The organism is Actinokineospora sp. UTMC 2448 (genome assembly GCF_024760565.1).
Classification (GTDB): Bacteria; Actinomycetota; Actinomycetes; order Mycobacteriales; family Pseudonocardiaceae; genus Actinokineospora; species Actinokineospora fastidiosa.
On the sequence record NZ_CP031087.1, the window covers coordinates 2,225,128 to 2,247,089 of the forward strand.

A 21,962-nucleotide genomic window follows, 5' to 3' on the forward strand; every position below is an offset into this window, starting at 1 on the left:
GGACCCACCGATCCAGGATTTATCCAGAACCAGGTCCGCAGAGGCCGAGAAACGACAACAACCCACCACGCCTATCTAGGCAGGTCAGACCCTGGTTTGGGCGCATCCGCGCAGGTCGGGGGAGAGGCGAAGAAGAACAAGGGGTCGCAGGTTCAAATCCTGTCAGCCCGACGGTCTGAAGAACGCCCGCTGACTCGGTGGAAACACCAGGTCAGCGGGCGTTTTGATCTTTCGGGGATGATCTCTAGTTGATCGTCGTTTGTGGACGGAAAGATCGTTGTACTGGCGGGTAAGGAGCGAAACAGGAGAAGTACGCTCCAGAACCCCTGTTGATCTCGTTATGGGGTCGTCGTTGATCTTCCCGATCGGGTGAACTTCGCCAACTGCTTTCAATGGGCCGCATCTGCCCTGGTCAGACCCATAGCGAATCTGCTTTGGGTCGGTTGATGCGCGGTGAGGATGGTTCGTCGCGGGCGGCGATGGTTGATGCCGGATGCCCCGCGCTTCCCCCGGTTGCGGTTGGTTCGCGTCATCGGCATCCGTCCCGGTGCCGCGGTCAACGGCAGCGGACCATCCGTCTTTGACCCTCACACTGCCAGAACGGACCGTCTAACGCCCTGACCAGGCAAAATGGAGAATGCGCAGTTCACAGGATGGCAACCGAGACCGTTGGCTGAGGTTCACTGCTGTTGATCCCCGTTCAGCTCGCACGCGTGCTCCACATTTGCTCCACCTACCCCAGTGTGAACCGGACATGCGCTGATGTCACCCCTGCGCAGGTTTGAGCTCTGTGCAGGGACACCACGCAGACCATCAACCGTGCGGCCCCGGATCGGCGGTCGACGGGATGTCAGGGAATATTCTCTGTGGACGACCGGAGTCAGGACTGAGCCGAAGATGTCCAAGGCCAGTAGGGGCATGCGGGTCTCGGGTCTTCGGCACCCAGTCCGTCGCCGTTGCCGCGGCCGACCTCGCCGCCACCACGCACACGCCCGCGCTCGCCGTCCTCGCGGCCGTGTGCTGGGGCATCGGACTGCTGCTTGTGCCCGCTCGTCGTCGCCCTCGTGCTCGCCCGACTCCTGCTGCACCCGACCGACATCACCCGCCCTACTGGGCCTTCATGGGCGCCGCCGCCATCTCGGTACTCGCGGGTGCGAAGCTGCTCATCCAGCGGCAGCCCGCCCAGCTGCTGCCCGCCGCGTCCGTCACCACCGCGTGCACGTTGCTGTGGTCGTTCTGCTCCTGGCTGGTACCACTCCTGGCCGCCCTCACCGCCTGGCGGCACCTGCGCCCGGGTGCATCGGTGCGGTACCGGACAAACCTCTGGAGCAGGGTGTCCCCGTCGGCATGCACGCCGTCGCCACAACCCAACTCGGCCACGCCACCGACGTCCCCTGGTTGGTCGCCTTCGGCCACACCGAGACCTGGGTGGCCGCAACCCTATGGCTGACCGTTGTCCTCGCCATGATCCATTCAATCGCAGGCATAGGACATCAAGACCGAACCCCACGCGGACAGCAGACCCAGCGGAGCTGATGACACCAGCAGCCCGGCCACCGCCTACGTCAAGGCGGAAGACACCGCTGGACAGGGGCCGTGCCTCCAGGCACACGACGAGGTCGCTGCCTAGTCGGTCTCGGGCTACCACTGGCGCTCGGGCCAACCATGCCGATCACGGTGGGAACACAAGAAACCAACGAACGCGCTCCCGAGGACCCGCCCCGCATGCGGGGTGAGCGCTCGGGCTGCCGGGCATGGTCGAATCCGAAATCGAGGACCAGCCCCGCCTGCGCGCGGAGCTCGAACGCCGCGCAGTCCACCAGATCACCGCGGAGGGACCAACCCCGCCCGCGCGGAGAGCACGATCTGCCCGAGTTCGACTCGCTGGAGCGTCTTGAGTGCGAGGGACCAGCCCCGATGGCGCGGGGACGACCGCGATGGGAGTGGATCGGTGGACGATTAGCGGGGACCAGCCCCGCAGGCGTGGGGACGACCTCATGAACGGCGAGATCGGGCGCACCGCCAACGGACCAACCCCGCAGGCGCGGGGACGACTCCCCGGCGACGTCGGGCACGGCCTTGCCGAGCGGACCAACCCCGCAGGCGCGGGACCGACGCCAACGGGGTCGTCAACCTGGAGACGGGCGAGGGACCAACCCCGCAGGCGCGGGGACGACGTGGCAACGACAACGTTGTAGGTGTTCCCGTTGGGACTAACCCCGCAGGCGCGGGGACGACGACGACCTGAACGAGGACGACTACCCGATGGACGGACCAACCCCGCAGGCGCGGGGACGACGGCCACGAATCCCACTTCGAGGTGTCGCGCAAGGGGCAACCCCGCAGGCGCGGGGACGACCACGTCTTCCAACCCGCAGGCCGGATCGAACAGGGACCAACCCCGCAGGCGCGGGGACGACCCGCGGGCGTAATCGGTCCCGGTGCCGGGGCGGGGACCAACCCCGCAGGCGTGGGGACGACTCCGATTCCGAGTGCCCCCACGAACGAACGCCGGGACCAACCCCGCAGGCGCGGGGACGACCCCACTCAAGACTTCGACCGGACGGCGGGCGTCGGACCAACCCCGCAGGCGCGGGGACGACCGCGGGAGCCGAGCTGCTCGCCGCCTGCGCTGCGGACCAACCCCGCAGGCGCGGGGACGACCGGGGATCACGGCTTCCGCACCAGCGCGATCCGGGACCAACCCCGCAGGCGCGGGGACGACGCTGCCTCGGCGGATCCGACCAGCGGTGTGAGGGGACCAACCCCGCAGGCGCGGGGACGACCCGGTGTGGGTGCTGGTGGAGACGTTGGCTCGGGGACCAACCCCGGGGTTGGTCCCCACACCCTCGACACCAGCCTCGCCGCCCACAAAGTCGTCCCCGCGCCTGCGGGGTTGGTCCGCAGATCAGGGACGTCGGCGACCCGGAGATGTTGTCGTCCCCGCGCCTGCGGGGTTGGTCCGTGGGCGGTGTCGTCGGTGCGGCGGAACAGCACGTCGTCCCCGCGCCTGCGGGGTTGGTCCCCTTCGCCGACAGGGGCGTGCCGTAGCGAGAGTCGTCCCCGCGCCTGCGGGGTTGGTCCCAGTCCCAACCGGTCCACGCCGCCGGGGCTGACGTCGTCCCCGCGCCTGCGGGGTTGGTCCGATCGCCCGCGATAACGACGACTGAGGGGGGACGACTGCCCCTGCTGGCTCATCCACTTCTGGGTGAGCGGACCAACCCCGCAGGCGCGGGGACGACGGACTGCGGAAGTTGCTGGAGGCCACGGACTGCGGACCAACCCCGCAGGCGCGGGGACGACGCGGCGATCGCGGCGGCGGAGACGCGCGGCGACGGACCAACCCCGCAGGCGCGGGGACGACGTCACGGTCACCAAGAACCTCGTGGCGGTGACCGGACCAACCCCGCAGGCGCGGGGACGACCGCCTGGGCAGGGTGTTCCCCCTCATCGACAGCGGACCAACCCCGCAGGCGCGGGGACGACCCAGCAGGACGGTTGCCGGATATGTGCGGTCTGGGACCAACCCCGCAGGCGCGGGGACGACGCCGACCTCGTGGGCGTCGCCCTGGACCGCTCGGGACCAACCCCGCAGGCGCGGGGACGACGACCGGGAAGTTCATCGGCTACGTCGACAGCCGGGACCAACCCCGCAGGCGCGGGGACGACTCGTCGCCGATACCGGCCACGTTGGACGCCATGGGACCAACCCCGCAGGCGCGGGGACGACCTCCTCCCACATGCGGGCCGCGTCACGGTCCCCGGACCAACCCCGCAGGCGCGGGGACGACGCCGCGAACGCGCTCGACGCGCTGATCAAGGCGGGACCAACCCCGCAGGCGCGGGGACGACCCAGCAGGAGACACCATGACCGACTGGCGGGAGGGGACCAACCCCGCAGGCGCGGGGACGACTCGACCGACGGGAACCTGCTGGCGTGGGGCGGGACCAACCCGCAGGCGCGGGGACGACGCGGTCGCCTCCTCCGACGACATGCCGAACGACGGACCAACCCCGCAGGCGCGGGGACGACAACGTGGGGGCGCGCACCGCGCAGGTCGACTACGGACCAACCCCGCAGGCGCGGGGACGACTCCACCTACGCAATGTTCGGGAACACCCGGAGGGGACCAACCCCGCAGGCGCGGGGACGACATGGCGGGGGAGGGGAGTTCGGTCTCGATCTCGGGACCAACCCCGCAGGCGCGGGGACGACGGACAACGTGAGGTAGGAGGCGACGCTGCGCCGGGACCAACCCCGCAGGCGCGGGGACGACTCGACCAGTCGCGCCACCGGGTCGGCCGTGGCGGGACCAACCCCGCAGGCGCGGGGACGACCGACCGGAGCCCGGCACCGGCACCGTGCGGCCGGGACCAACCCCGCAGGCGCGGGGACGACGAGGCCTCGGTGCGCGCGTCCACGCTGGCGGCCGGACCAACCCCGCAGGCGCGGGGACGACGGCCCGGCAGGACCAGGGTCGTCACCAACGCGAGGACCAACCCCGCAGGCGCGGGGACGACACAGCGAAATTGGTGGCGTAAATCCCAGGTGGAGGACCAACCCCGCAGGCGCGGGGACGACCAGCCCGTCGACCACCAGCAGTGCCACCTGGAGGGACCAACCCCGCAGGCGCGGGGACGACGTCGCCCAGCTCGTCGACGCGGCGGCCGTGGCCGGACCAACCCCGCAGGCGCGGGGACGACGACGTGCGGGCGCTGGCAGGCCTGCCCGGCGGGGGACCAACCCCGCAGGCGCGGGGACGACTCCACCTGCACACCGACGTGGTTGGTCATCGTGGGACCAACCCCGCGGGCGCGGGGACGACTCCTGCAGCAGGGCGACCGAGCGTGCCGACCGGGGACCAACCCCGCGGGCGCGGGGACGACCACGGGGCAACCGATAGAGCGGCCCCGTCGGGGAGACCAACCCCGCGGGCGCGGGGACGACACCCCGCCGCCGTAGGCGATCACCGACAGCCGCGGACCAACCCCGCGGGCGCGGGGACGACCACCGCGCAGACCAGGGCGAAGATCGCGGCGAGGGACCAACCCCGCGGGCGCGGGGACGACTCGGCGTCGTGGTCGTAGCAGTGGTAGTGGCCGGGACCAACCCCGCGGGCGCGGGGACGACACCGCGGACGGCTACCGCCTGGGTCTGCCGGTGGGACCAACCCCGCGGGCGCGGGGACGACCGGGTGTCTTGATACCTCGTATACGAAGTCTGCGGACCAACCCCGCGGGCGCGGGGACGACCCGTTTGAGTAGAGCTTCGTCACGGCATCAGCCGGACCAACCCCGCGGGCGCGGGGACGACACCCTCCTGATCAACCAGGAGAAGTCGTTCGACGGACCAACCCCGCGGGCGCGGGGACGACGACGACATGGGCGGCATCACCAGCCTCGTGCGAGGACCAACCCCGCGGGCGCGGGGACGACAAGATGCCCAGCGACGCGACGACCTTGGCGTACGGACCAACCCCGCGGGCGCGGGGACGACTTCAAGGTCGTCGCCTGGAAATGGCACGCGGAGGGACCAACCCCGCGGGCGCGGGGACGACTGCCGCCACCGCCGTCGCGTCGGCCCTGCTGCTGGACCAACCCCGCGGGCGCGGGGACGACTCCCGGCCGCCTGCGGCCAGCGCGTCGCGGTAGGGACCAACCCCGCGGGCGCGGGGACGACGCCGGGAACTGTCAGGCACCAAGGGCTGGCCGGACCAACCCCGCGGGCGCGGGGACGACTAGACGATGTCGAGGTCGAGTTCGGCGAACCAGGGACCAACCCCGCGGGCGCGGGGACGACCTGCAGAACATCAACGTGATGTCGCTGGCGGCGGGACCAACCCCGCGGGCGCGGGGACGACGCATTCAGGAGCCCACAAAGGACATCTTCAAGGGGACCAACCCCGCGGGCGCGGGGACGACTGACGCTCCAGTCCTGTGACAGCTCCTGCGCGCGGACCAACCCCGCGGGCGCGGGGACGACGTGAGCATGCAGCTCGGGCACGAGCTGGACGACGGACCAACCCCGCGGGCGCGGGGACGACCTTGTCGGTGAGCGTCAAGGACGCCCAGCGGGCGGACCAACCCCGCGGGCGCGGGGACGACTCAGGCTGCAGGCCGCGAAACGGCTCGTCGACGTCGGCGCAGGACCAACCCCGCGGGCGTGGGGACGACTCCGTGCACGAGACCTTGGCACTCGGCTCGATGGGACCAACCCCGCGGGCGCGGGGACGACGGACGGCCGCCAGGCCCCCGCTTCGGCACGCCCGGACCAACCCCGCGGGCGCGGGGACGACATTTGCTGACCTGGGACTATAGACGGCGCCAGGCTCGTTTTCATTCACTTCGGTTTGGTCGGTCAGCAGTAGCTACGGTTGGTGTCCGCACCGATTGTGGTCTCGCGTTGATGCGGAACAGCACCGCGATCTCGCGCAGCGGCGTGCCCGCCTCGGCCAGCTCCTTGACCCGCGCGACCACCGCGGCGGCCTCGGCGGGCTCGTCGTCGAACTCGGCGATCACCGGCTGCGGCCCCGACGGCCGCTGCCCGACCAGCCGCAGCCGCGACCCGGCAGGCCGGTCGCGCGCGGCCGAGATGACCCGGTTGGCCAGCGACACGACCTCCGGCGTCGAGCGGTAGTCCCGCTCCAACCGCACCACCACCGCGTCCGGGTAGCGCCTGCTGAAATCCAGCAACGGCCGCGGCGAGGCGCCCGCGAACGAGTAGATGGTCTGGTTGGCGTCCCCGACCACCGTGATGTCGTCGCGCTTGCCCAGCCACGCGTCCAGCACCCGCTGCTGCAGCGGGGTCACGTCCTGGTACTCGTCCACCACGAAGCACCGGTACCGGTCGCGGAACTCCACAACCGCAAAGATCCGCGCTCGTTATGCGGCCCTTCTGGTGACGAGCGGGGGTGGTTCAGATCCAGGCAAACCGTCACCGACCATCCTCATGCTTGAGTTGCACCTACTTGCGCTCCGCAGCCGATGAGGCTAAGTTGATCATGCCTGCGAAGCGGAGGTGTGGGCGACGAGCTTCCCTGTCCCAGGGCTGGTCCTCGCCATCGCCCGTCCTTGGCTTGTGTTGCGCAGTAGTCCCTGCGCACGCGGGGTGTAGTGCCAAGGCAGCCGGTGGGCGGCTGCCTTGGCTTTAGGTCCCCATTTGATCTCAAGGAGACACTAGTGAGTTTACTGCACGACGACGGCGGTCAGCAGGGAGATGGGATGCTGTCTCGTCGCTCCCTTCAGCTCATGGCGCTCGTGCACGTCGTGAGCATCCACGCGGCGTCAGTTGCTGGTCTGAGTGCTTGGCTCGTTCTGGGTGACGCTGTCGCCGATCCGGTCGGGCGTACATGTTTGTCATTCGGTGCGGCGGCGTTCGCTGGCATGGTCACGTTCTATCGCCTGGGACTCCGACTCAGCCGGCTCCAGCGCTAATCGTCAGCGCCCACTGGTCCACGGCTCGTCGGGACCAGTGGGCGCTGCTCCATTCGGGCGATCTCGTGGCATCCGGGGTAACAGGACCGTAGGGGCTCCGATGGTGTGGGCGTACGTGCTGCCTGAGATTGAACGTGGTGAATGGGGCTCGAGTTCTCGTGGTTCTCGGTGTGGGCCAAGTCGTGGCCGTATCCGCCGCAGGAGGTGGAGCAGTGGTTGCCGTTGCACCAGCATCTTGATGACTCGCAAGGGGTTGCGGCCTTGTTGGCCGAACATTGGGTTCCCGTGCCGGTCTTGCGGCGGATCGGTGAGGATGTTGGTGGGGAGGGGGCGGCTCGTGGGTTGGTGACGTGGTTGGCCGCGGTGCACGATGTGGGCAAGGCCAGTCCTGCGTTCGCTGTCCAAGTGGGCAAGTTGTGTGCGGCGATGGGTGACTGTGGTTTGCGGGTGGATCCGCGGATAGCCGAGGGGGACTTGCGGTCCAGGGTCAACCACGCCCTGGTGGGTCATCTGGCCCTTGTGGACTGGTTGTTGGACCGCGGCCTCGACCATGAGACGGCGACGCAGTTGGCGTCGGTGGTCGGGTCCCACCACGGTATGACGCCGGACTGGGGTCGGCTCGCGGAGGCGGAGGAGCAGGTCGACTACTCCGGCGGGGAGGAGTGGGCGCGGGCCCGGAGGGCAATCCTCGATCGCGCCGACGAGCGCTGTCGGCCCGATCTCGGAGCGCTGAGGCTGTCGACGCCGAGTCTGGTCCTGTTGACGGCTCTCGTCATCGTCGCGGATTGGATCGCGTCGAACGCTGAGTACTTTCCCTTGTGGGATCTCGGGACGACCGGCGGGCCGGACGAGCAGCGGAGCATTGACCGGCTGCGAGAAGGGTGGTCCGGTCTGACCCTTCCCGAGCGGTGGATCGCGCCTGCGCCGGAGGAGGTCGGCGCGACCTTCGCGCGCCGGTTCGACCGGCCCGCCGAGTCGATCAGGGACATCCAGGCGGGTGCGGTGCAGGCCGCGAGCGCCATGCCCGAACCGGGGTTGCTGATCATCGAAGCGCCGATGGGGCAGGGCAAGACGGAGGCCGCGCTGTTGTCGGCGGAGGTCCTTGCCCACCGATTCGGTGCGAACGGCTGTTTCGTCGCGTTGCCCACACAGGCCACGACGGACGCCATGTTCACCCGGGTGCGGGACTGGCTCGACCGCATGCCCGGCGGCGCCACCCTGACCCTCGCCCACGGCAAGGCGCACCTGAACGACTCCTACGCGGGGCTTCTCCGCAGGGACCGGTTCGTGACCGATTGCGGAGCGGTGGCGCACGACTGGTTGCGCGGGCGGAAGAAGGCCGGGCTCGCCAGCTTCTTGGTGGGCACGATCGACCAGGTCCTCTTCGCCGGGCTCAAGTCCCGTCACGTCATGCTGCGGCACCTCGCCTTGGCGGGCAAGGTCGTCATCATCGACGAGGTCCACGCCTACGACGTCTACATGTCCCGCTATCTCAACCGGGTTCTGCACTGGCTCAGCGCCTACCGCGTCCCCGTGATCCTCCTATCGGCCACGCTCCCCGACGCCCGCAGGGCCGAGCTGCTGAGCGCCTACGACAGCGCCGCCACCGTGCCGCAACGCCACCCGGGCTATCCCGTCATCACCGGCACCACGACGCCACCCACCACCTTCTCCCTGCCCGAAGGCGCCTCCGTCGCCCTCGACCACATCGACGACGACCTCGACACCCTGACCGCCTACCTGCGCGAGCACCTCAAGGACGGTGGCTGCGCCGTCGTGGTGCGCAACACCGTGACCCGCGTCCAGGAGACCGCCGAGCGACTGGCGTCCGAGTTCGACGTGACGATCAACCACGCCCGTTTCCTCGCCTGCGACCGAGCCGCCAACGACCGGGACCTGCTGCGCAGGTTCGGCCCACCCGGAGAGCGCACGGAGCGCCCGCACAAGCACGTCGTCGTCGCCTCGCAGGTCGTCGAGCAGTCACTCGACATCGACTTCGACCTGATGGTCACCGACCTCGCGCCGATCGACCTCGTCCTGCAGCGCATGGGCAGGCTGCACCGCCACCACCGCCCGGAAAGGACCGCTCGCCCTCGCTGCGCGATCACCGGCGCCGACTGGGCCACCACACCGCCGACTCCGGTCCCGGGTTCCAGGAAGGTCTACGAGCCCTACCACCTGCTCCGCGCCGCCGCGCTGCTCAACCGTGACGTCGTCTCCCTTCCCGGCGACATCGCGGGCTTCGTCCAGGACGCCTATGGAGACGGCCCGCTCGGACCGCCGGACTGGCAGGCCGCGATGGCCGAGGCGAAGACCAAAGCCGAGGAACGGTCACGGAAACGGCGAGACGCCGCGCAGACCTACCTGCTACCCGAAGCCAGCGGCGGCGATCTGGTCGAATGGCTGCACGCGCACGCGGGCGAGGTGAACGACGACAGTCCACAGGGCATGGCGCAGGTCCGTGACGGCGCCGAGTCGCTGGAAGTGGTTGTCGTGCAGCGCGACGAGGACGGCGGACTCCGCACCCCGGAGTGGATTAAGGGCGGCGGTCAGCAGATCCCGCTGATGGGCGAACTGCCCTGGCCGTTGGTGAGGGTGATCTCCGCGTGCTCGCTGCGCCTGCCCTACGCTCTGTGCCACGAAGGCGTGATCGACACGGTGATCGACGAGCTCGAGAAGACCAGGGTTTCCAGTTTCCAGGAAACCCGTGCGCTTCGCGGCCATCTTGTGCTTGCCTTCGACGACAGTCGTCGCGCCATCCTGCACGGCTACCGGCTGACCTACGACCCCACGCGAGGCCTGCTGCATGAACGCATGTGACCGCTTCGATCTCACTCAGCGGCCATGGTTGACCGTTCGCCTGACCGACGGCACGGTGCAGGACATGTCCCTTGTGGACGTGTTCGCCAACGCGCATCGCGTCCTCGGCATCCTCGGCGACGTCCCCACGCAGGTGTTCGCGCTGACCCGGATGCTGCTGGCGATCCTGCACCGCGCGACCGACGGCCCCGCCGGCCTGGCGCAGTGGCGATCGCTCTGGCAGGCCGACACGCTGCCGACCGAGAGCATCGACGCCTACCTGGCCAAGCATGCCCACCGCTTCGACCTGGGGGACCCGGACGTTCCCTTCTTCCAGGTCGCGCGGCTGCGGACGAACGACGACAAGTTCTCCGACCTGAGCAAGCTGATAGCCGACGTGCCGAACGGCCAGCCCTTCTTCACCACGCGCATCGGCGCGCCGCTGCGGCTCTCGCTCGCCGAGGCGGCCCGCTGGTTGGTGCACTGCCAGGCCTTCGACCCCTCCGGGATCAAGTCCGGTGACCCCAGCGACCCGCGCACGAAGAACGGCAAGGGATACCCCATCGGCGTCGGCTGGTCCGGCGCCATCGGCGGCGTGCTCGTCGGCGGACGGAACCTGCGCGAGACCCTGCTGCTCAACCTCGTGCCCCGGGACGTCTTCGACCTGCCCGAGGCCGCCGACCTGCCGCCCTGGGAGCGCGAGCACCTCGGCGTGACCGAGGAACTCGACGGCCGTGTCCCCACCGGACCTGTCGACCTGTTCACCTGGCAGTCACGCCGAATCCGGCTGGTCGGCCAGGACGGTGTCGTCACCGCGGTGTTGATCGCCAACGGCGACCGCCGTACGCCGCAGAACATGCACCCGTACGAGCCTCACACCGCGTGGCGTCGTAGTCAGGCGCAGGAGAAGAAGCTCCGCTCGACCGTCCCGGTCTACATGCCCCTCGAACACGATCCCGAACGGATGATCTGGCGGGGCCTGCAGGCCATGCTCCCGGAGGCGGACATCGCAGCAGGCGCCGAGCGGCTGCCCCCGACGGTCCTGCGGTGGATCGGCCGACTCACCTCGACGCGCGTGCTCCCCCGTGGCTACCCGATGTCCCTGCGCACCATCGGGATGACCTACGGCAGCCAGAGCTCGACCGTCGCCGAGATCGTCGACGACGCCCTCAGCCTCCGCGCGATCCTGTTCGCCCAGGACGCGGGCGAGCTCGTCCGCTCGGCGAAGCAGGCGGTGGCGGCCAGCGAGGCCGGGGCCAACGCCATCGGACGGCTGGGGGAGAACCTCGCCGTGGCCGCCGGTTCCCGCGAGCCTGCCGGGGCACGCAGTCGGGCCGTCGAGCACGCCTACGGAGCCCTCGATCCGCTGTTCCGCACGTGGCTGGCGGGCCTCGGCCCGGACAGCGTCCCGCTGGACGCGCTGACCGAGTGGCACGTGACGGCCGACCAGGCTCTCCGCGGCCTCGCCGACGACCTCGTCGCCAGCGCGTCGCCCACCGCCTGGGTCGGCAGACCGGACCGCAAAGGCAAGCTCATCACCTCCAACCACGCACGCAAGTGGTGCGGCGACGCCCTGCGCGACGCCTTCGCCCACGCCTACCAACCTGTCGGGAGCACGTCGTGACCAGCGAGATCGCGACCATCGTCGGAGACCGCGTCGGCAGACTCCAACGCGGATACCTGCGTGACCACTCCGAGGCCGTGGCCGCCCTCGCCAGGCTGCGGCGCGGTGCGGGCAAACCCGCGGGCAGCGTGCTGGACATCGTCGACCACACCCACGCCGAGGAGTTCGTCCGCGAATGGCGTGACGACGCGCCCAGCTACGCCGAGAACGCCTCCCACGTCGCGATGACCCTGTACGCGCTGCACCAGCAGTCCCAGCGCCAGGGCATGCACCAGTCCGGCAGGCGGTTCGGGTCCGCGGTCCGCGGACTCGCACCCGAACTCCGCGCCGACGGGCCGGTCACGCGCCGGTTCGCCGCCGTCGGCACCGCCGACAGCTTCACCGAGCTGAGCCACCACCTGCGCGGCCTGGTCCAGCTCATGCGCTCGGCACAGGTCAAGCTCGACTACGGCCTGCTGGCCCACGACCTGTGGCTGTGGCAGCTACCGGGCCGCGCCGACGCGGTCCGGCTCCGGTGGGGCCGTGACTTCCACTTCCCCCAGAAAGACACCCAGTCCGCCCAGGACACCGAGCCGCAGAAGGACGCAGCGCAGTGAGCCGAACCATCGTCGACATCCACGTCATCCAGACCGTGCCGCCGAGCAACATCAACCGTGACGACACCGGCAGCCCCAAGAGCGCGGTGTACGGCGGGGTGCGGCGGGCCCGGGTGTCGAGCCAGGCGTGGAAGCGGGCGACCCGGGATGCCTTCGAGGAGCTGCTGGACCGCTCGGAGCTGGGCGTGCGCACCAAGCAGGTCGTCGAGCTGCTCGCCGAGCGGATCGGCACGCGCGCGCCGGAGCTGGCCGAGCGGGGCGTCGAACTGGCCACGGCCGTGCTCAAGGCCGCGGGCGTGACGCTGAAGGCGCCGCGGAACAAGGAGGCACTGGAGGAGTCGGAGTTCCTGCTGTTCCTGTCCAACCACCAGATCGACGGGCTCGCCGAACTCGCCGTCGAGGCCGCCGCGGCGGGGGACAAGCCGCAGATCGACAAGACCGCGGCGAAGGCCCGAGCGGACCAGGACCACTCGGTCGACGTGGCGCTGTTCGGGCGGATGGTGGCCAACCTGCCCGACCTCAACGTCGAGGCCGCCGCCCAGGTGGCGCACGCGATCAGCGTGCACTCGGTGGCCAACGAGTACGACTACTTCACCGCCGTCGACGACCACAAGGCCGCCGACGAGAACGAGGACGCCGGCGCCGGGATGATCGGCACGGTGGAGTTCAACTCCTCCACCCTCTACCGCTACGCCAACGTCGACGTCGACCGGCTGCGCTCCACGCTCGGCGACACCGAGGCGACCCGCCGCGCGGTCGAGGCGTTCGTCCGCGCCTTCGTCACCAGCATGCCCTCGGGCAAGCAGAACACCTTCGCCAACCGCACCCTGCCCGACGCCGTGCTCGTCGTGGTCCGCGAGACCCAGCCCATCAACCTCGTCGGCGCCTACGAGGAGGCCATCGGCGAGACCGAGAAGGGCGGCCGCATCTCCGGGGCCGTCGCCCGGCTGGCCAAGCACACCGACGAACTGCACACCGCCTACGACGAGACCCCGGTGGCCGCGTGGGCGGTCGGCGTGGGGGAGCGGGGCGACCTGCTGGCCGACGTCGCCACCCGGGTGTCCCTCGACGGCCTCGTGAGCGGGGTCGGGGAGCTCGTCGCGCAGCGGTCGACGCCGTGACCGCGCTGGTGCTGCGCCTGGCGGCGCCACTGCAGTCCTGGGGCACCGACAGCCGGTTCGTACGCCGTGGCACCGACCGCGCCCCCAGCCGCAGCGGCGTCATCGGCATGCTCGCCGCGGCCAAGGGGCTGCGCCGGACCGACCCGCTTGAGGACCTCCTGCAGCTGCGGATCGGCGTGCGCACCGAGCAGCCCGGGCGGATCGAACGGGACTTCCAGACCGCGCGCTCCCGCGACGGCTCGGTCTCCATGCCGTTGTCGTACCGGTTCTACCTGGCCGACGCGGTGTTCGCCGTGGCGATCGAGGGGCCCGAGCAACTGCTGCTGGGACTGCGCGAGGCGCTGCGCCGGCCTGTGTTCCCCGTCTACCTGGGCAGGCGCTCCTGCCCACCGGCCGGGGTGCTCGACCACGGCCTGCACGACGGCGACATCGCTCGCGTCCTGGAATCGCTGCCCTGGCTGGCCTCACCCGCAGTCCAACGCGCGGCCGCGGCCACCGTCCAGCTGACGATCAGCCGCGACTGCGCCCCGGACACCCCGGGCAGCGAGGTCGTCCGTGACGACCCCATCTCCTTCGACCCCGCCCACCGCCAGTGGGGCTGGCGCTCGGTGACCCGCTACCCGGTGACCGTTCCCAACCCTTCGGCCCAGCGGGTCATCGACTCGCATGATCCGATGGACCTGCTCGGAGAGCCCGTCTGATGTACCTGACCCAGTTCGAGATCAACGCCGCCCGCCGCGGTGCCCGCAGCCTGCTCTCCTCACCCCAACGCATGCACGCGGCCGTGCTGTCCTCCTTCACCGCCACCGAACGCGAACCCACCCCGACCGGCCGCATCCTCTGGCGAGTGGACCAACGCGGCAACCAGACCCTGCTCTACCTGGCCAGCCCGCACCGGCCCGACCTGACCAACCTCGTCGAACAGGCAGGCTGGCCCAGCAAGCAGACCTGGCGCATCGGCGACTACCGGCGTCTGCTCGACCAACTCGCGGCAGGCGACGACTGGGCGTTCCGGCTCACCGCCAACCCCGTCCGCAGCGGACGCAAGAGCGACGGCGCGCGAAGCCAGCGCTTCGGGCACGTCACCGCGGCGCAGCAGGAGACGTGGCTGATCAGCCGCGCCGAACGACACGGGTTCACCATCACCATCGGCGAGCACAAGGAACCCGACCTCATCGTGCGCGACCGCCTCATCAAGCGGTTCACCCGCGAAGGGCGCTCGGTCACCCTCGCCACCGCGACCTTCGAAGGCCGCCTCACCGTCACCGACCCCGACGCCCTCCGCACCACCCTCACCGCCGGGATCGGCCCGGCCAAGGGATACGGCTGCGGCCTGCTCACCCTGGCCCGCTGATGCCCGAGATCCCCGGCGCCAAGCCGGTACCCCTGCCCCAGCTGACCCGCGCCGCGGACCGCCTGACATTCGTCTACCTCGAACACTGCGTCGTGCACCGCGACGCCAACGCCATCACCGCCCGCGACGCCCGCGGAACCGTCCACATCCCCGCGGCCACCCTCGGCGCGCTGCTGCTCGGACCCGGTACGAGTGTGAGTCAGCAGGCGATGGTCCTGCTCGCCGAAAGCGGCTCCACCGCGGTCTGGGTCGGCGAACACGGCGTGCGCTACTACGCCCACGGCCGCACCCTGACCCAGTCATCCCGACTGCTGGAACGCCAGGCCGAACTGGTCACCAACCGCAACTCCCGCCTCCGCGTCGCCAGACAGATGTACGCCATGCGCTTCCCCGGCGAGGACGTCAGCGGCCTGACCATGCAACAACTGCGAGGCCGCGAAGGAGCCCGCGTCCGCCGCCTCTACCGCTCCCACGCCGAACGCACCGGCGTCGAATGGGACCGCCGCGACTACGACACCACCGACTTCGAGGGCGGCAGCCCCGTCAACCAAGCCCTCTCCGCGGCCAACACCAGCCTCTACGGCGTCGTCCACGCCGTCATCGTCGCCCTCGGCTGCGCCCCAGGACTCGGATTCGTCCACACCGGCCACATCCGCTCATTCGTCTACGACATCGCCGACCTCTACAAAGCCGACATCACCCTGCCCATCGCCTTCGACATCGCCGCCCGCGGCGCCTCCGACATCGGCGCCGAAACCCGCCGAGCCGTACGCGACGCCATGAAGGACGGCAAGTTCCTCGAAACCTGCGTCCGGGACATCCAGACGCTGCTGACCCCGGACGAGGACATCGAGGAGTACGGCCCCGAGTCGTTCGAGGACGTCGTCATGCTGTGGGACTACAACGGACGCAACGTCGCGGGCGGGGTGTCCTACGAAGAATGACCGTCATCGTCGTCACCGCCTGCCCCGTAGGCCTCCGCGGCCACCTCACCCGATGGCTCATGGAGATCTCCCCCGGAGTCTTCATCGGCAAGATCACCGCCAGAGTCCGCGCACTCGTCTGGGCCCGAGTCACCGACATGGCCAAGACCGGCCGAGCCATCATGGTCTACGCCGCCGACAACGAACAAGGCCTCGACTTCGCAGTCCACGGCCACGACTGGATCCCCGTCGACTTCGAAGGCCTCCACCTCATGCTCCGCCCCAACCCCGAACACGAGCGCAGGGAACAAAAGACAGGCTGGAGCAACGCCGCCAAACGCCGCCGTTACGGCAGATCGTGACCATAGGCCCGAACTGGCAGATGAACAGACTACTGGTCTCGAGTGGTCGAGTTCACCGAGTGCCGCGGCGAGCGTGAGGAGCCTCAGACATATGTGGGTTTCTTTCGTAGTCGCTGGTATGGGGTGTCGGCCGACTTTGTCGCTCCTTAATGCCTCTGCGCGTGATGGCGGGACCGTGCAGCATTGATCGCGTTGCCGCTGTTCAAGGGCGTATCGAGACAAGTTCATCCGCTTGGCCAGCCGGATCCGATAGATCCTCAGCGGACGTTAGATCGCGCGGGGCTGAGGCCGACGGGAGTTGAGTGCAGATAGTCTGGGCATTGTCACTGCCGCAGAACCATCGATTCGGAGTGCCCACGCCGTTGCGGGCACCGTTAGCCTCTGATCGCCCGATTCGGCGGACCGGACTGGACACCCCTTCGTCCTCGCCGCGTCGTCCGAATCGCCTACCTCAATGCTGGCCAGCGGCCTTGGGGCATGGCGAGACCTGAGGATGGGCGGAGGTGGCGGGGTTGCAGTGTCCGCCAGACGTTGGAGGGTCAAAGGCGCCACAAGGGCTCCAGGACACGCCTGAGGGTGTGGGTTCGACCGTCCCTTCAGGCGGTGCAGATCTTCGTGCCTGTTGATACAGAGCTAGCGGGGTGGGCGGGGGCGGGTCTTGCACCCGGGGTCGGATGCTGTAGCGACCCGAAGTAGGAGCCAGGTTCAAGTGAGCATGAATCATATTCAGGCTGACCCCGCTACTCGCACTTTCTCCATGGACGCTCACTTCTAGTCGCCCGGCAGACGGACACCCTTCGCGGTCGAAGTGAATACTGCGTTGGTATGCCCGAACACTGCGTTGGAAAGTGCTGCTTGTCCAGCGTCTGACGAAGGGAGGAGAACTGCGGCATGATCACCATCATGAGTCAGCGGAGCCGACTTCGGTGCGGATGTCTGCGAGTTAGGCGCTCCCACTACGCAGTGGGCTGGTCCGACTGCATTGGCTGGTGCAGCTGAGCCGTGCTCCTCGCATATGCGGGGCTCCGAGCTTCGCTGGTTCCCTGATGAAGAATGCGGGCAGCTCGCCTGTACGAGAGCTGCCCGCCCGGCCTCCGCATGAGAACTGTCCGGTTGCGTTCGAACTGATCACAGAAGGGCTGCCAATGAGCACAGTAACACCCAACTGTCCGAGAGATGGCCACCGTACTCATGCGATGCGTCTCGTTGTCGCCACTCTGACCGCCACGAGTGCGGCGGTAGGCGCCTCTTTGATGTCCTGGTACGGCCTCTTGTCAGGCGCTCCACGGCTGATCGCGATGGTGGCCTGCTTCGCTGTTGGCCTTACAGCTTGGTCGACCTCCTTCTGGGCAACATGCGCTGCTGTCCGGCGCGCATTGCAGTAAGTTGACCCGCGCCAGGTCTGAGGTGTGCACCAGGATTGCGCTCCTTCGCCGGTCGATGTCCGCGCAAGGTGGTGCGATCGGCGGGACTACTCAGCGAGACGGTGCGCCTCCCGGGACTCACTCCATGTGGCGCGATCTGCCCGGAACCACATCAGTGCGGCCGTCAGAGCCGAGGCCGGCGTGTTCCCCACAGCGGGCGGTTGGCAACGGGCTGTGCGCCTGCCAGATGAGCAGCCCGGCCTCCAGCGCTAGAACCGGTTCGCAGAGGGCATGCCTTGGTGTCTGCACCCGAGCCGGGCGAGGATGTGTTGCTCAGCGCTACGACGCTGAACAACACATCCTGGGCTGGCCAGTAACACCCTGACCAGGCGGGCTGCGTTCGGCAGGTCCAACCCCGCGTGCGCGGGCACGACACGCCACCGCACCCGCTCATCCCGCCGGTGACGGGACCAGCCCCGCGTGCGCGGAGACGACCAGCGCCATTTGCTCGCTGCTCAGCCCTGTGGGGGACCAGCCCCGCGTGCGCGGGGACGACCGCAGCAGGCGGATGTCCTGCCAGTCCAGCGGGGGGCCAGCCCCGCGTGCGCGGGGACGACGCGCAGGGTCCGTCGTCGAACCCCAGGCGGTACGGACCAGCCCCGCGTGCGCGGGGACGACAGCGCGGCCAGGTTCTGGGGCGCCCGCTGCACGGGACCAGCCCCGCGTGCGCGGGGACGACGCCACCCGTCGCGGGTCGCGGGCGGACGAACTCCACGTGCTCCTCGGGACCGGCCCCGCGTGCGCGGGGACGACGAGTTCCTGTGTCGGCCGCACGCCGCGTCCCACGGACCAGCCCCGCGTGCGCGGGGACGACACCTTCGAGCCCGACTCGATCCCCGGTCGCCGCGGACCAGCCCCGCGTGCGCGGGGACGACCCGACGCGCAGCACCGCCAGGACCGGCAGGTTGTGACCAGCCCCGCGTGCGCGGGGACGACGGCCGGTCCGGTGGGGCCGACCGGTGCGCCGGGGGACCAGCCCCGCGTGCGCGGGGACGACACGACTTCCACCTCCGTCTGCTTCCCATCGGTAGGTACGGACCTGCCCCGCGTGCGCGGGGACGACACCAAGCGGATGATTCCCTTGCGCACCAGCAGGGGACCAGCCCCGCGTGCGCGGGGACGACCGCGGTTCCAATAGCGGCCGATGACGGTCCCTGGGACCAGCCCCGCGTGCGCGGGGACGACGCCGCGTTCACCCCGCTCATCGAGTCCGGTGTGGGACCAGCCCCGCGTGCGCGGGGACGACCTGTTGATGTTGCGGATTCCGGGCACGTAGCCCGGACCAGCCCCGCGTGCGCGGGGACGACTTGGTTGGTGGGGCGTCGGCGGGCTGCGTTGCCGGACCAGCCCCGCGTGCGCGGGGACGACAACCCGCTGGACCGCATCCTCGGCCCCAAGCGCGGACCAGCCCCGCGTGCGCGGGGACGACCCAACTTGTTTGGCCTACCCGTTCGTGAAACACGGACCAGCCCCGCGTGCGCGGGGACGACTCCGAGGCTTTCGAGCGGAGCGGGAATGCCTCGGGACCAGCCCCGCGTGCGCGGGGACGACACGCGTTGAGCAGGGTGAGCGCGGTCCAGCCGTGGACCAGCCCCGCGTGCGCGGGGACGACGCCGAGGACCTCGGCCCCGTGCTGCGGGAGCTGGGACCAGCCCCGCGTGCGCGGGGACGACAGGCCGGTCCCCACGCGCCCGGCGGGGTGGCGCGGACCAGCCCCGCGTGCGCGGGGACGACGAGATCGGCCGGCGGCAGACCAGCGCCAAGACCGGACCAGCCCCGCGTGCGCGGGGACGACTCGCCGAAGTTGGCGACCGAGTCGGTGACCTTGGGACCAGCCCCGCGTGCGCGGGGACGACCTACTCGTCGCCAGCGAATCCGACTCTGGGATCGACCTCGCAGGACCCGTCGCGGTGGCCGTGCTGGTCGATCCGCCCGCGAGGCGACTGCTCCTATGGATCGGACCCTTCCCCGACACCACCGCAGCACAGTCCTGGCTGGAGCAGGCCAGCACCGTCAGCGGCGGCACCTACCGCGCGACCATGGGCGTACACCCACTACACGCCACCGACGTCGCCGAGCCGGAAGCGGAAACCGGCCCGACAACGACCGGAACCGTTACCTGGCCATGCCCGTTCGTGAACTCGTAGCCAACATGGATCAGGCGGCCACAGGGCCGTCGCGTCTGGTAAAGGGGTGTTACGTCATGACGCACCTCAACTTCCCGGACCCTGACTTTGTGTGGGGCGCTCAAGCGGGCATTGGTCTCGGCTACACCTTGGAAGCCGCCGCCGTCCGGCTCGCGAACGACATCGCCGCACTCCGCCAGGACGGAGGCATTCCCACGCAGGTGCGTACCGTCATCGCCGTGCTGCCGCACCAGCGCGTCCTGGAAATCCGCGTGGAGGGGCTCACGGTCGAAGCCGACCCCGACCGCACCACCGTCCGGGAGGTCGCCAACACGCTCTTCGAACTGGCCAGCGACCACAACATCATCACCCTCGATGACAAACCACCGCTGTTCACTCAACGCATCCTCTTCCTCGGCACCGACGGCCGACCGTTCACAGCCATGGTGGGAGCAGGTGTCGGCGACGTCGAAACACGCCCTGTGTCCTCGTGATGTTGAACGTTGGACACTTTCGCCGACGCCATTCTCAACCACAGCGACTGCCACGGTCGACATCCGGGCACCGCGGTCAACCGCCGCCGTCGGTGTCCGCGTCGGGATTGGTCTCCGGATCGTTGGCGTGGGCGAGGGTGGCCAGCAGTTCCTCGGCCGCGGCCAGCAGGGCGGGCACGGCCTCGTCCTCGGGGATCAGCACCCACACGTTGCCCACGCCGGTCACCGCTCGCCGCTGGTGTCGACGGCCGAGAGCGGCGCGGCCGCGGTGACCTCGGGCTGGGGCTCGGTGTGGGGCTCGGTGTCCTCGCGGCGGCGCAGGCGGGCGCCGATGCGCTTGCGCACGTCGTTGATGTGGTCGTCGTCGTAGGCGGTGCGCACCCCGGAGACCGACATGCCCGCGGCCTGGGCCAGGACGTCGAGGGTGTAGGGGCGCGGCTCGACGAACTCCCGGCCGTAGGCCAGCAGCAGCCGCATCCGCTCCTCGGCCGCGGCGCGCCTGGGCCAGCTCCCGCAGCCGGTCAGAACCGTCGGTCAGCCGCTGTCGCTGCCGGTGGTCGCGCTCGGCACGGGCTCGCGGATGCACACCGACAGTCGAACACACGTGCGAGCGTGATCGCCAGGCGTGAGCGAGACAGGGGCAGGGAAGCGCGGGATCGGCCGCGACAGCCCGTCGTCAGACTCTGAACGGCTGCGCCGTCAGTGTATCGCCGGAGTCGGCCCGCTCGGGTGGGCGTGGGCGATGGCAACTACCTCGCGGGCGGGATCATCTACTCGGTCTACGGCACCGAGTACTCGCTGTTCATGGACAACCGCTTCATCTACTACTTCCGCATCTTCTACATCGCCCTCGACCACAACCTGCTCTTCGCCGTCGACTCGGACTCGCCCATCTGCCTGACCAGCGGGAACGCCGCCCCTAGGTGTCTGCGCAGGCCTTTCCGACCCGCCCAGCCACACCGCGATGGACGAGCGTGTTCGTCCTCCGCAACAGGCCAGCGGAAGCTCTGCGGCGCTCTGACCTGCGCCGGAGGTCTTCGTCGCGCGCTGCTTCCGGGGATGTGTGGGCCTGTTCCGCCGCTGTGAGTCGGCGAGGCTGTCAGGGGGTCCGCACTACCCTGTGATCCGCACGGGCGGTTGTTCGGCAACGGCCCTCCTCGCGTTCGCGGCCCCCGGTACCGGGGCCGCGGTCGCTGAACCCCGGCCGGGGTTCCCGCGCGTTCCGGATGTGGGATGCGAGGAGGTGGGGCTCGATGGCCGAGCCCGTGAAGGGCAGGTCCCTGGACCCCGGCGAGCCGGGACCAGGGCGACCGAGGCGGCGGCTTGAGGCGCTGGCGCCCTGCGTGGCGGATTGGGTGTTTCAGCTCGTGATGAGCGACAGCCCGGCCCCCGCGTGGGCGAGAGCCGGGCTGCTGCTTGTCCTGGTACTGCTCCTGGGCTGCCACCCGATGGGGCAGTAGCGGTCACGGCGGCCGTGGACCCGGAGAACCACGCCCGGTCGGTGCAGCCACACCGGCAGGGCATCGGGTTCGCGGCCGTTCGCCGTGTCCGGTGCGATTGTCCTGCACCGCAACACCGCCCCCGCAGGGTAGCCGCGCCGTTCCAAGCATCTCAAGCACAGGCCAGAACCGCGACGCCGCAGCAGAACCGACGACCGCCCGACCTGACACGAGTCGGTCAAGACCGGCTTTCCGTGGGGACGCGC

Annotated in this window: 14 protein-coding genes, 1 pseudogene and 4 CRISPR repeat arrays; of the genes and pseudogenes, 11 read left to right on the forward strand and 4 right to left on the reverse strand. The window is 69.9% G+C overall.

Annotated elements, in window-relative coordinates; translation table 11 throughout:
• Positions 1 to 1,107: 1,107 nt before the first annotated feature.
• Together Actkin_RS10640 and Actkin_RS10645 are read right to left on the reverse strand one after the other, a co-directional pair.
• On the reverse strand, positions 1,108 to 1,272 hold the full coding sequence (locus Actkin_RS10640) for a hypothetical protein (RefSeq protein ID WP_258906906.1): 165 nt from the start codon (positions 1,270 to 1,272) through the stop codon (positions 1,108 to 1,110).
• Between the two features lie 440 nt (positions 1,273 to 1,712).
• Positions 1,713 to 2,786: direct repeats of the CRISPR family, unit length 28 nt; unit sequence GGACCAACCCCGCAGGCGCGGGGACGAC.
• A gap of 27 nt (positions 2,787 to 2,813) precedes the next feature.
• Positions 2,814 to 3,145: direct repeats of the CRISPR family, unit length 28 nt; unit sequence GTCGTCCCCGCGCCTGCGGGGTTGGTCC.
• A 69-nt stretch (positions 3,146 to 3,214) separates the two neighbouring features.
• Positions 3,215 to 6,296: a CRISPR direct-repeat array (repeat unit 28 nt; unit sequence GGACCAACCCCGCGGGCGCGGGGACGAC).
• Positions 6,297 to 6,387: 91 nt separating this feature from the next.
• Positions 6,388 to 6,858: pseudogene (locus tag Actkin_RS10645) on the reverse strand (UvrD-helicase domain-containing protein); the annotation flags it as partial.
• A 717-nt stretch (positions 6,859 to 7,575) separates the two neighbouring features.
• Here Actkin_RS10645 and cas3 point away from each other — a divergent pair.
• The 10 genes from cas3 to Actkin_RS10695 all read left to right on the forward strand — a co-directional run bounded on the left by cas3 (position 7,576) and on the right by Actkin_RS10695 (position 20,257).
• Entirely contained in the window at positions 7,576 to 10,254 is a 2,679-nt protein-coding gene (gene cas3, locus Actkin_RS10650; protein WP_258906907.1) for a CRISPR-associated helicase Cas3', read from the forward strand.
• On the forward strand, positions 10,241 to 11,857 hold the full coding sequence (gene casA / locus Actkin_RS10655) for a type I-E CRISPR-associated protein Cse1/CasA (RefSeq protein ID WP_258906908.1): 1,617 nt from the start codon (positions 10,241 to 10,243) through the stop codon (positions 11,855 to 11,857). The genes cas3 and casA overlap by 14 nt, the downstream gene beginning before the upstream one ends.
• Complete coding sequence (gene casB / locus Actkin_RS10660; protein WP_258906909.1) at positions 11,854 to 12,453, forward strand: type I-E CRISPR-associated protein Cse2/CasB; 600 nt, start codon at positions 11,854 to 11,856, stop codon at positions 12,451 to 12,453. The genes casA and casB overlap by 4 nt, the downstream gene beginning before the upstream one ends.
• Positions 12,450 to 13,574 carry a type I-E CRISPR-associated protein Cas7/Cse4/CasC gene (cas7e, locus tag Actkin_RS10665; RefSeq protein ID WP_258906910.1) on the forward strand — a complete coding sequence of 375 codons (1,125 nt, stop codon included), beginning with the start codon at positions 12,450 to 12,452 and terminating at the stop codon, positions 13,572 to 13,574. The genes casB and cas7e overlap by 4 nt, the downstream gene beginning before the upstream one ends.
• A complete protein-coding gene (gene cas5e, locus Actkin_RS10670) occupies positions 13,571 to 14,275 on the forward strand; it encodes a type I-E CRISPR-associated protein Cas5/CasD (protein ID WP_258906911.1) in 705 nt (234 codons plus the stop codon). The genes cas7e and cas5e overlap by 4 nt, the downstream gene beginning before the upstream one ends.
• Positions 14,275 to 14,928 carry a type I-E CRISPR-associated protein Cas6/Cse3/CasE gene (gene cas6e, locus Actkin_RS10675; protein WP_258906912.1) on the forward strand — a complete coding sequence of 218 codons (654 nt, stop codon included), beginning with the start codon at positions 14,275 to 14,277 and terminating at the stop codon, positions 14,926 to 14,928. The genes cas5e and cas6e overlap by 1 nt, the downstream gene beginning before the upstream one ends.
• Positions 14,928 to 15,872 carry a type I-E CRISPR-associated endonuclease Cas1e gene (gene cas1e, locus Actkin_RS10680; protein WP_258906913.1) on the forward strand — a complete coding sequence of 315 codons (945 nt, stop codon included), beginning with the start codon at positions 14,928 to 14,930 and terminating at the stop codon, positions 15,870 to 15,872. Before cas6e ends, cas1e begins: the two co-directional genes overlap by 1 nt.
• Entirely contained in the window at positions 15,869 to 16,213 is a 345-nt protein-coding gene (gene cas2e / locus Actkin_RS10685; RefSeq protein ID WP_258906914.1) for a type I-E CRISPR-associated endoribonuclease Cas2e, read from the forward strand. Before cas1e ends, cas2e begins: the two co-directional genes overlap by 4 nt.
• A gap of 1,770 nt (positions 16,214 to 17,983) precedes the next feature.
• Positions 17,984 to 19,493: a CRISPR direct-repeat array (repeat unit 28 nt; unit sequence GGACCAGCCCCGCGTGCGCGGGGACGAC).
• Positions 19,494 to 19,547: 54 nt separating this feature from the next.
• Complete coding sequence (locus Actkin_RS10690; RefSeq protein ID WP_258906915.1) at positions 19,548 to 19,784, forward strand: hypothetical protein; 237 nt, start codon at positions 19,548 to 19,550, stop codon at positions 19,782 to 19,784.
• 56 nt (positions 19,785 to 19,840) lie between these two features.
• A complete protein-coding gene (locus Actkin_RS10695; protein ID WP_258906916.1) occupies positions 19,841 to 20,257 on the forward strand; it encodes a hypothetical protein in 417 nt (138 codons plus the stop codon).
• A gap of 76 nt (positions 20,258 to 20,333) precedes the next feature.
• Here the strand turns inward: Actkin_RS10695 and Actkin_RS10700 are convergent, their stop codons facing one another.
• Together Actkin_RS10700 and Actkin_RS10705 are read right to left on the reverse strand one after the other, a co-directional pair.
• Positions 20,334 to 20,474, reverse strand: coding sequence for a hypothetical protein (locus Actkin_RS10700; protein ID WP_258906917.1), 141 nt, complete (start codon positions 20,472 to 20,474; stop codon positions 20,334 to 20,336).
• Between the two features lie 5 nt (positions 20,475 to 20,479).
• Positions 20,480 to 20,734 (reverse strand): hypothetical protein, encoded by a 255-nt coding sequence (locus Actkin_RS10705; RefSeq protein WP_258906918.1) that lies wholly within the window; start codon positions 20,732 to 20,734, stop codon positions 20,480 to 20,482.
• A gap of 258 nt (positions 20,735 to 20,992) precedes the next feature.
• On the opposite strand from Actkin_RS10705, the gene Actkin_RS10710 reads away from it, so the two are divergent.
• Entirely contained in the window at positions 20,993 to 21,343 is a 351-nt protein-coding gene (locus Actkin_RS10710; protein ID WP_258906919.1) for a hypothetical protein, read from the forward strand.
• Positions 21,344 to 21,962 lie beyond the last annotated feature (619 nt).

Bases quoted from the DNA above. Each gene is read 5' to 3' on its own strand.
- cas1e (WP_258906913.1), top strand. From the start codon at position 14,928: ATGCCCGAGATCCCCGGCGCCAAGCCGGTACCCCTGCCCCAGCTGACC.
- cas2e (WP_258906914.1), top strand. From the start codon at position 15,869: ATGACCGTCATCGTCGTCACCGCCTGCCCCGTAGGCCTCCGCGGCCAC.
- casA (WP_258906908.1), top strand. From the start codon at position 10,241: ATGAACGCATGTGACCGCTTCGATCTCACTCAGCGGCCATGGTTGACC.
- Actkin_RS10695 (WP_258906916.1), top strand. From the start codon at position 19,841: ATGACGCACCTCAACTTCCCGGACCCTGACTTTGTGTGGGGCGCTCAA.
- cas6e (WP_258906912.1), top strand. From the start codon at position 14,275: ATGTACCTGACCCAGTTCGAGATCAACGCCGCCCGCCGCGGTGCCCGC.
- Actkin_RS10705 (WP_258906918.1), bottom strand. From the start codon at position 20,734: ATGCGGCTGCTGCTGGCCTACGGCCGGGAGTTCGTCGAGCCGCGCCCC.
- cas3 (WP_258906907.1), top strand. From the start codon at position 7,576: ATGGGGCTCGAGTTCTCGTGGTTCTCGGTGTGGGCCAAGTCGTGGCCG.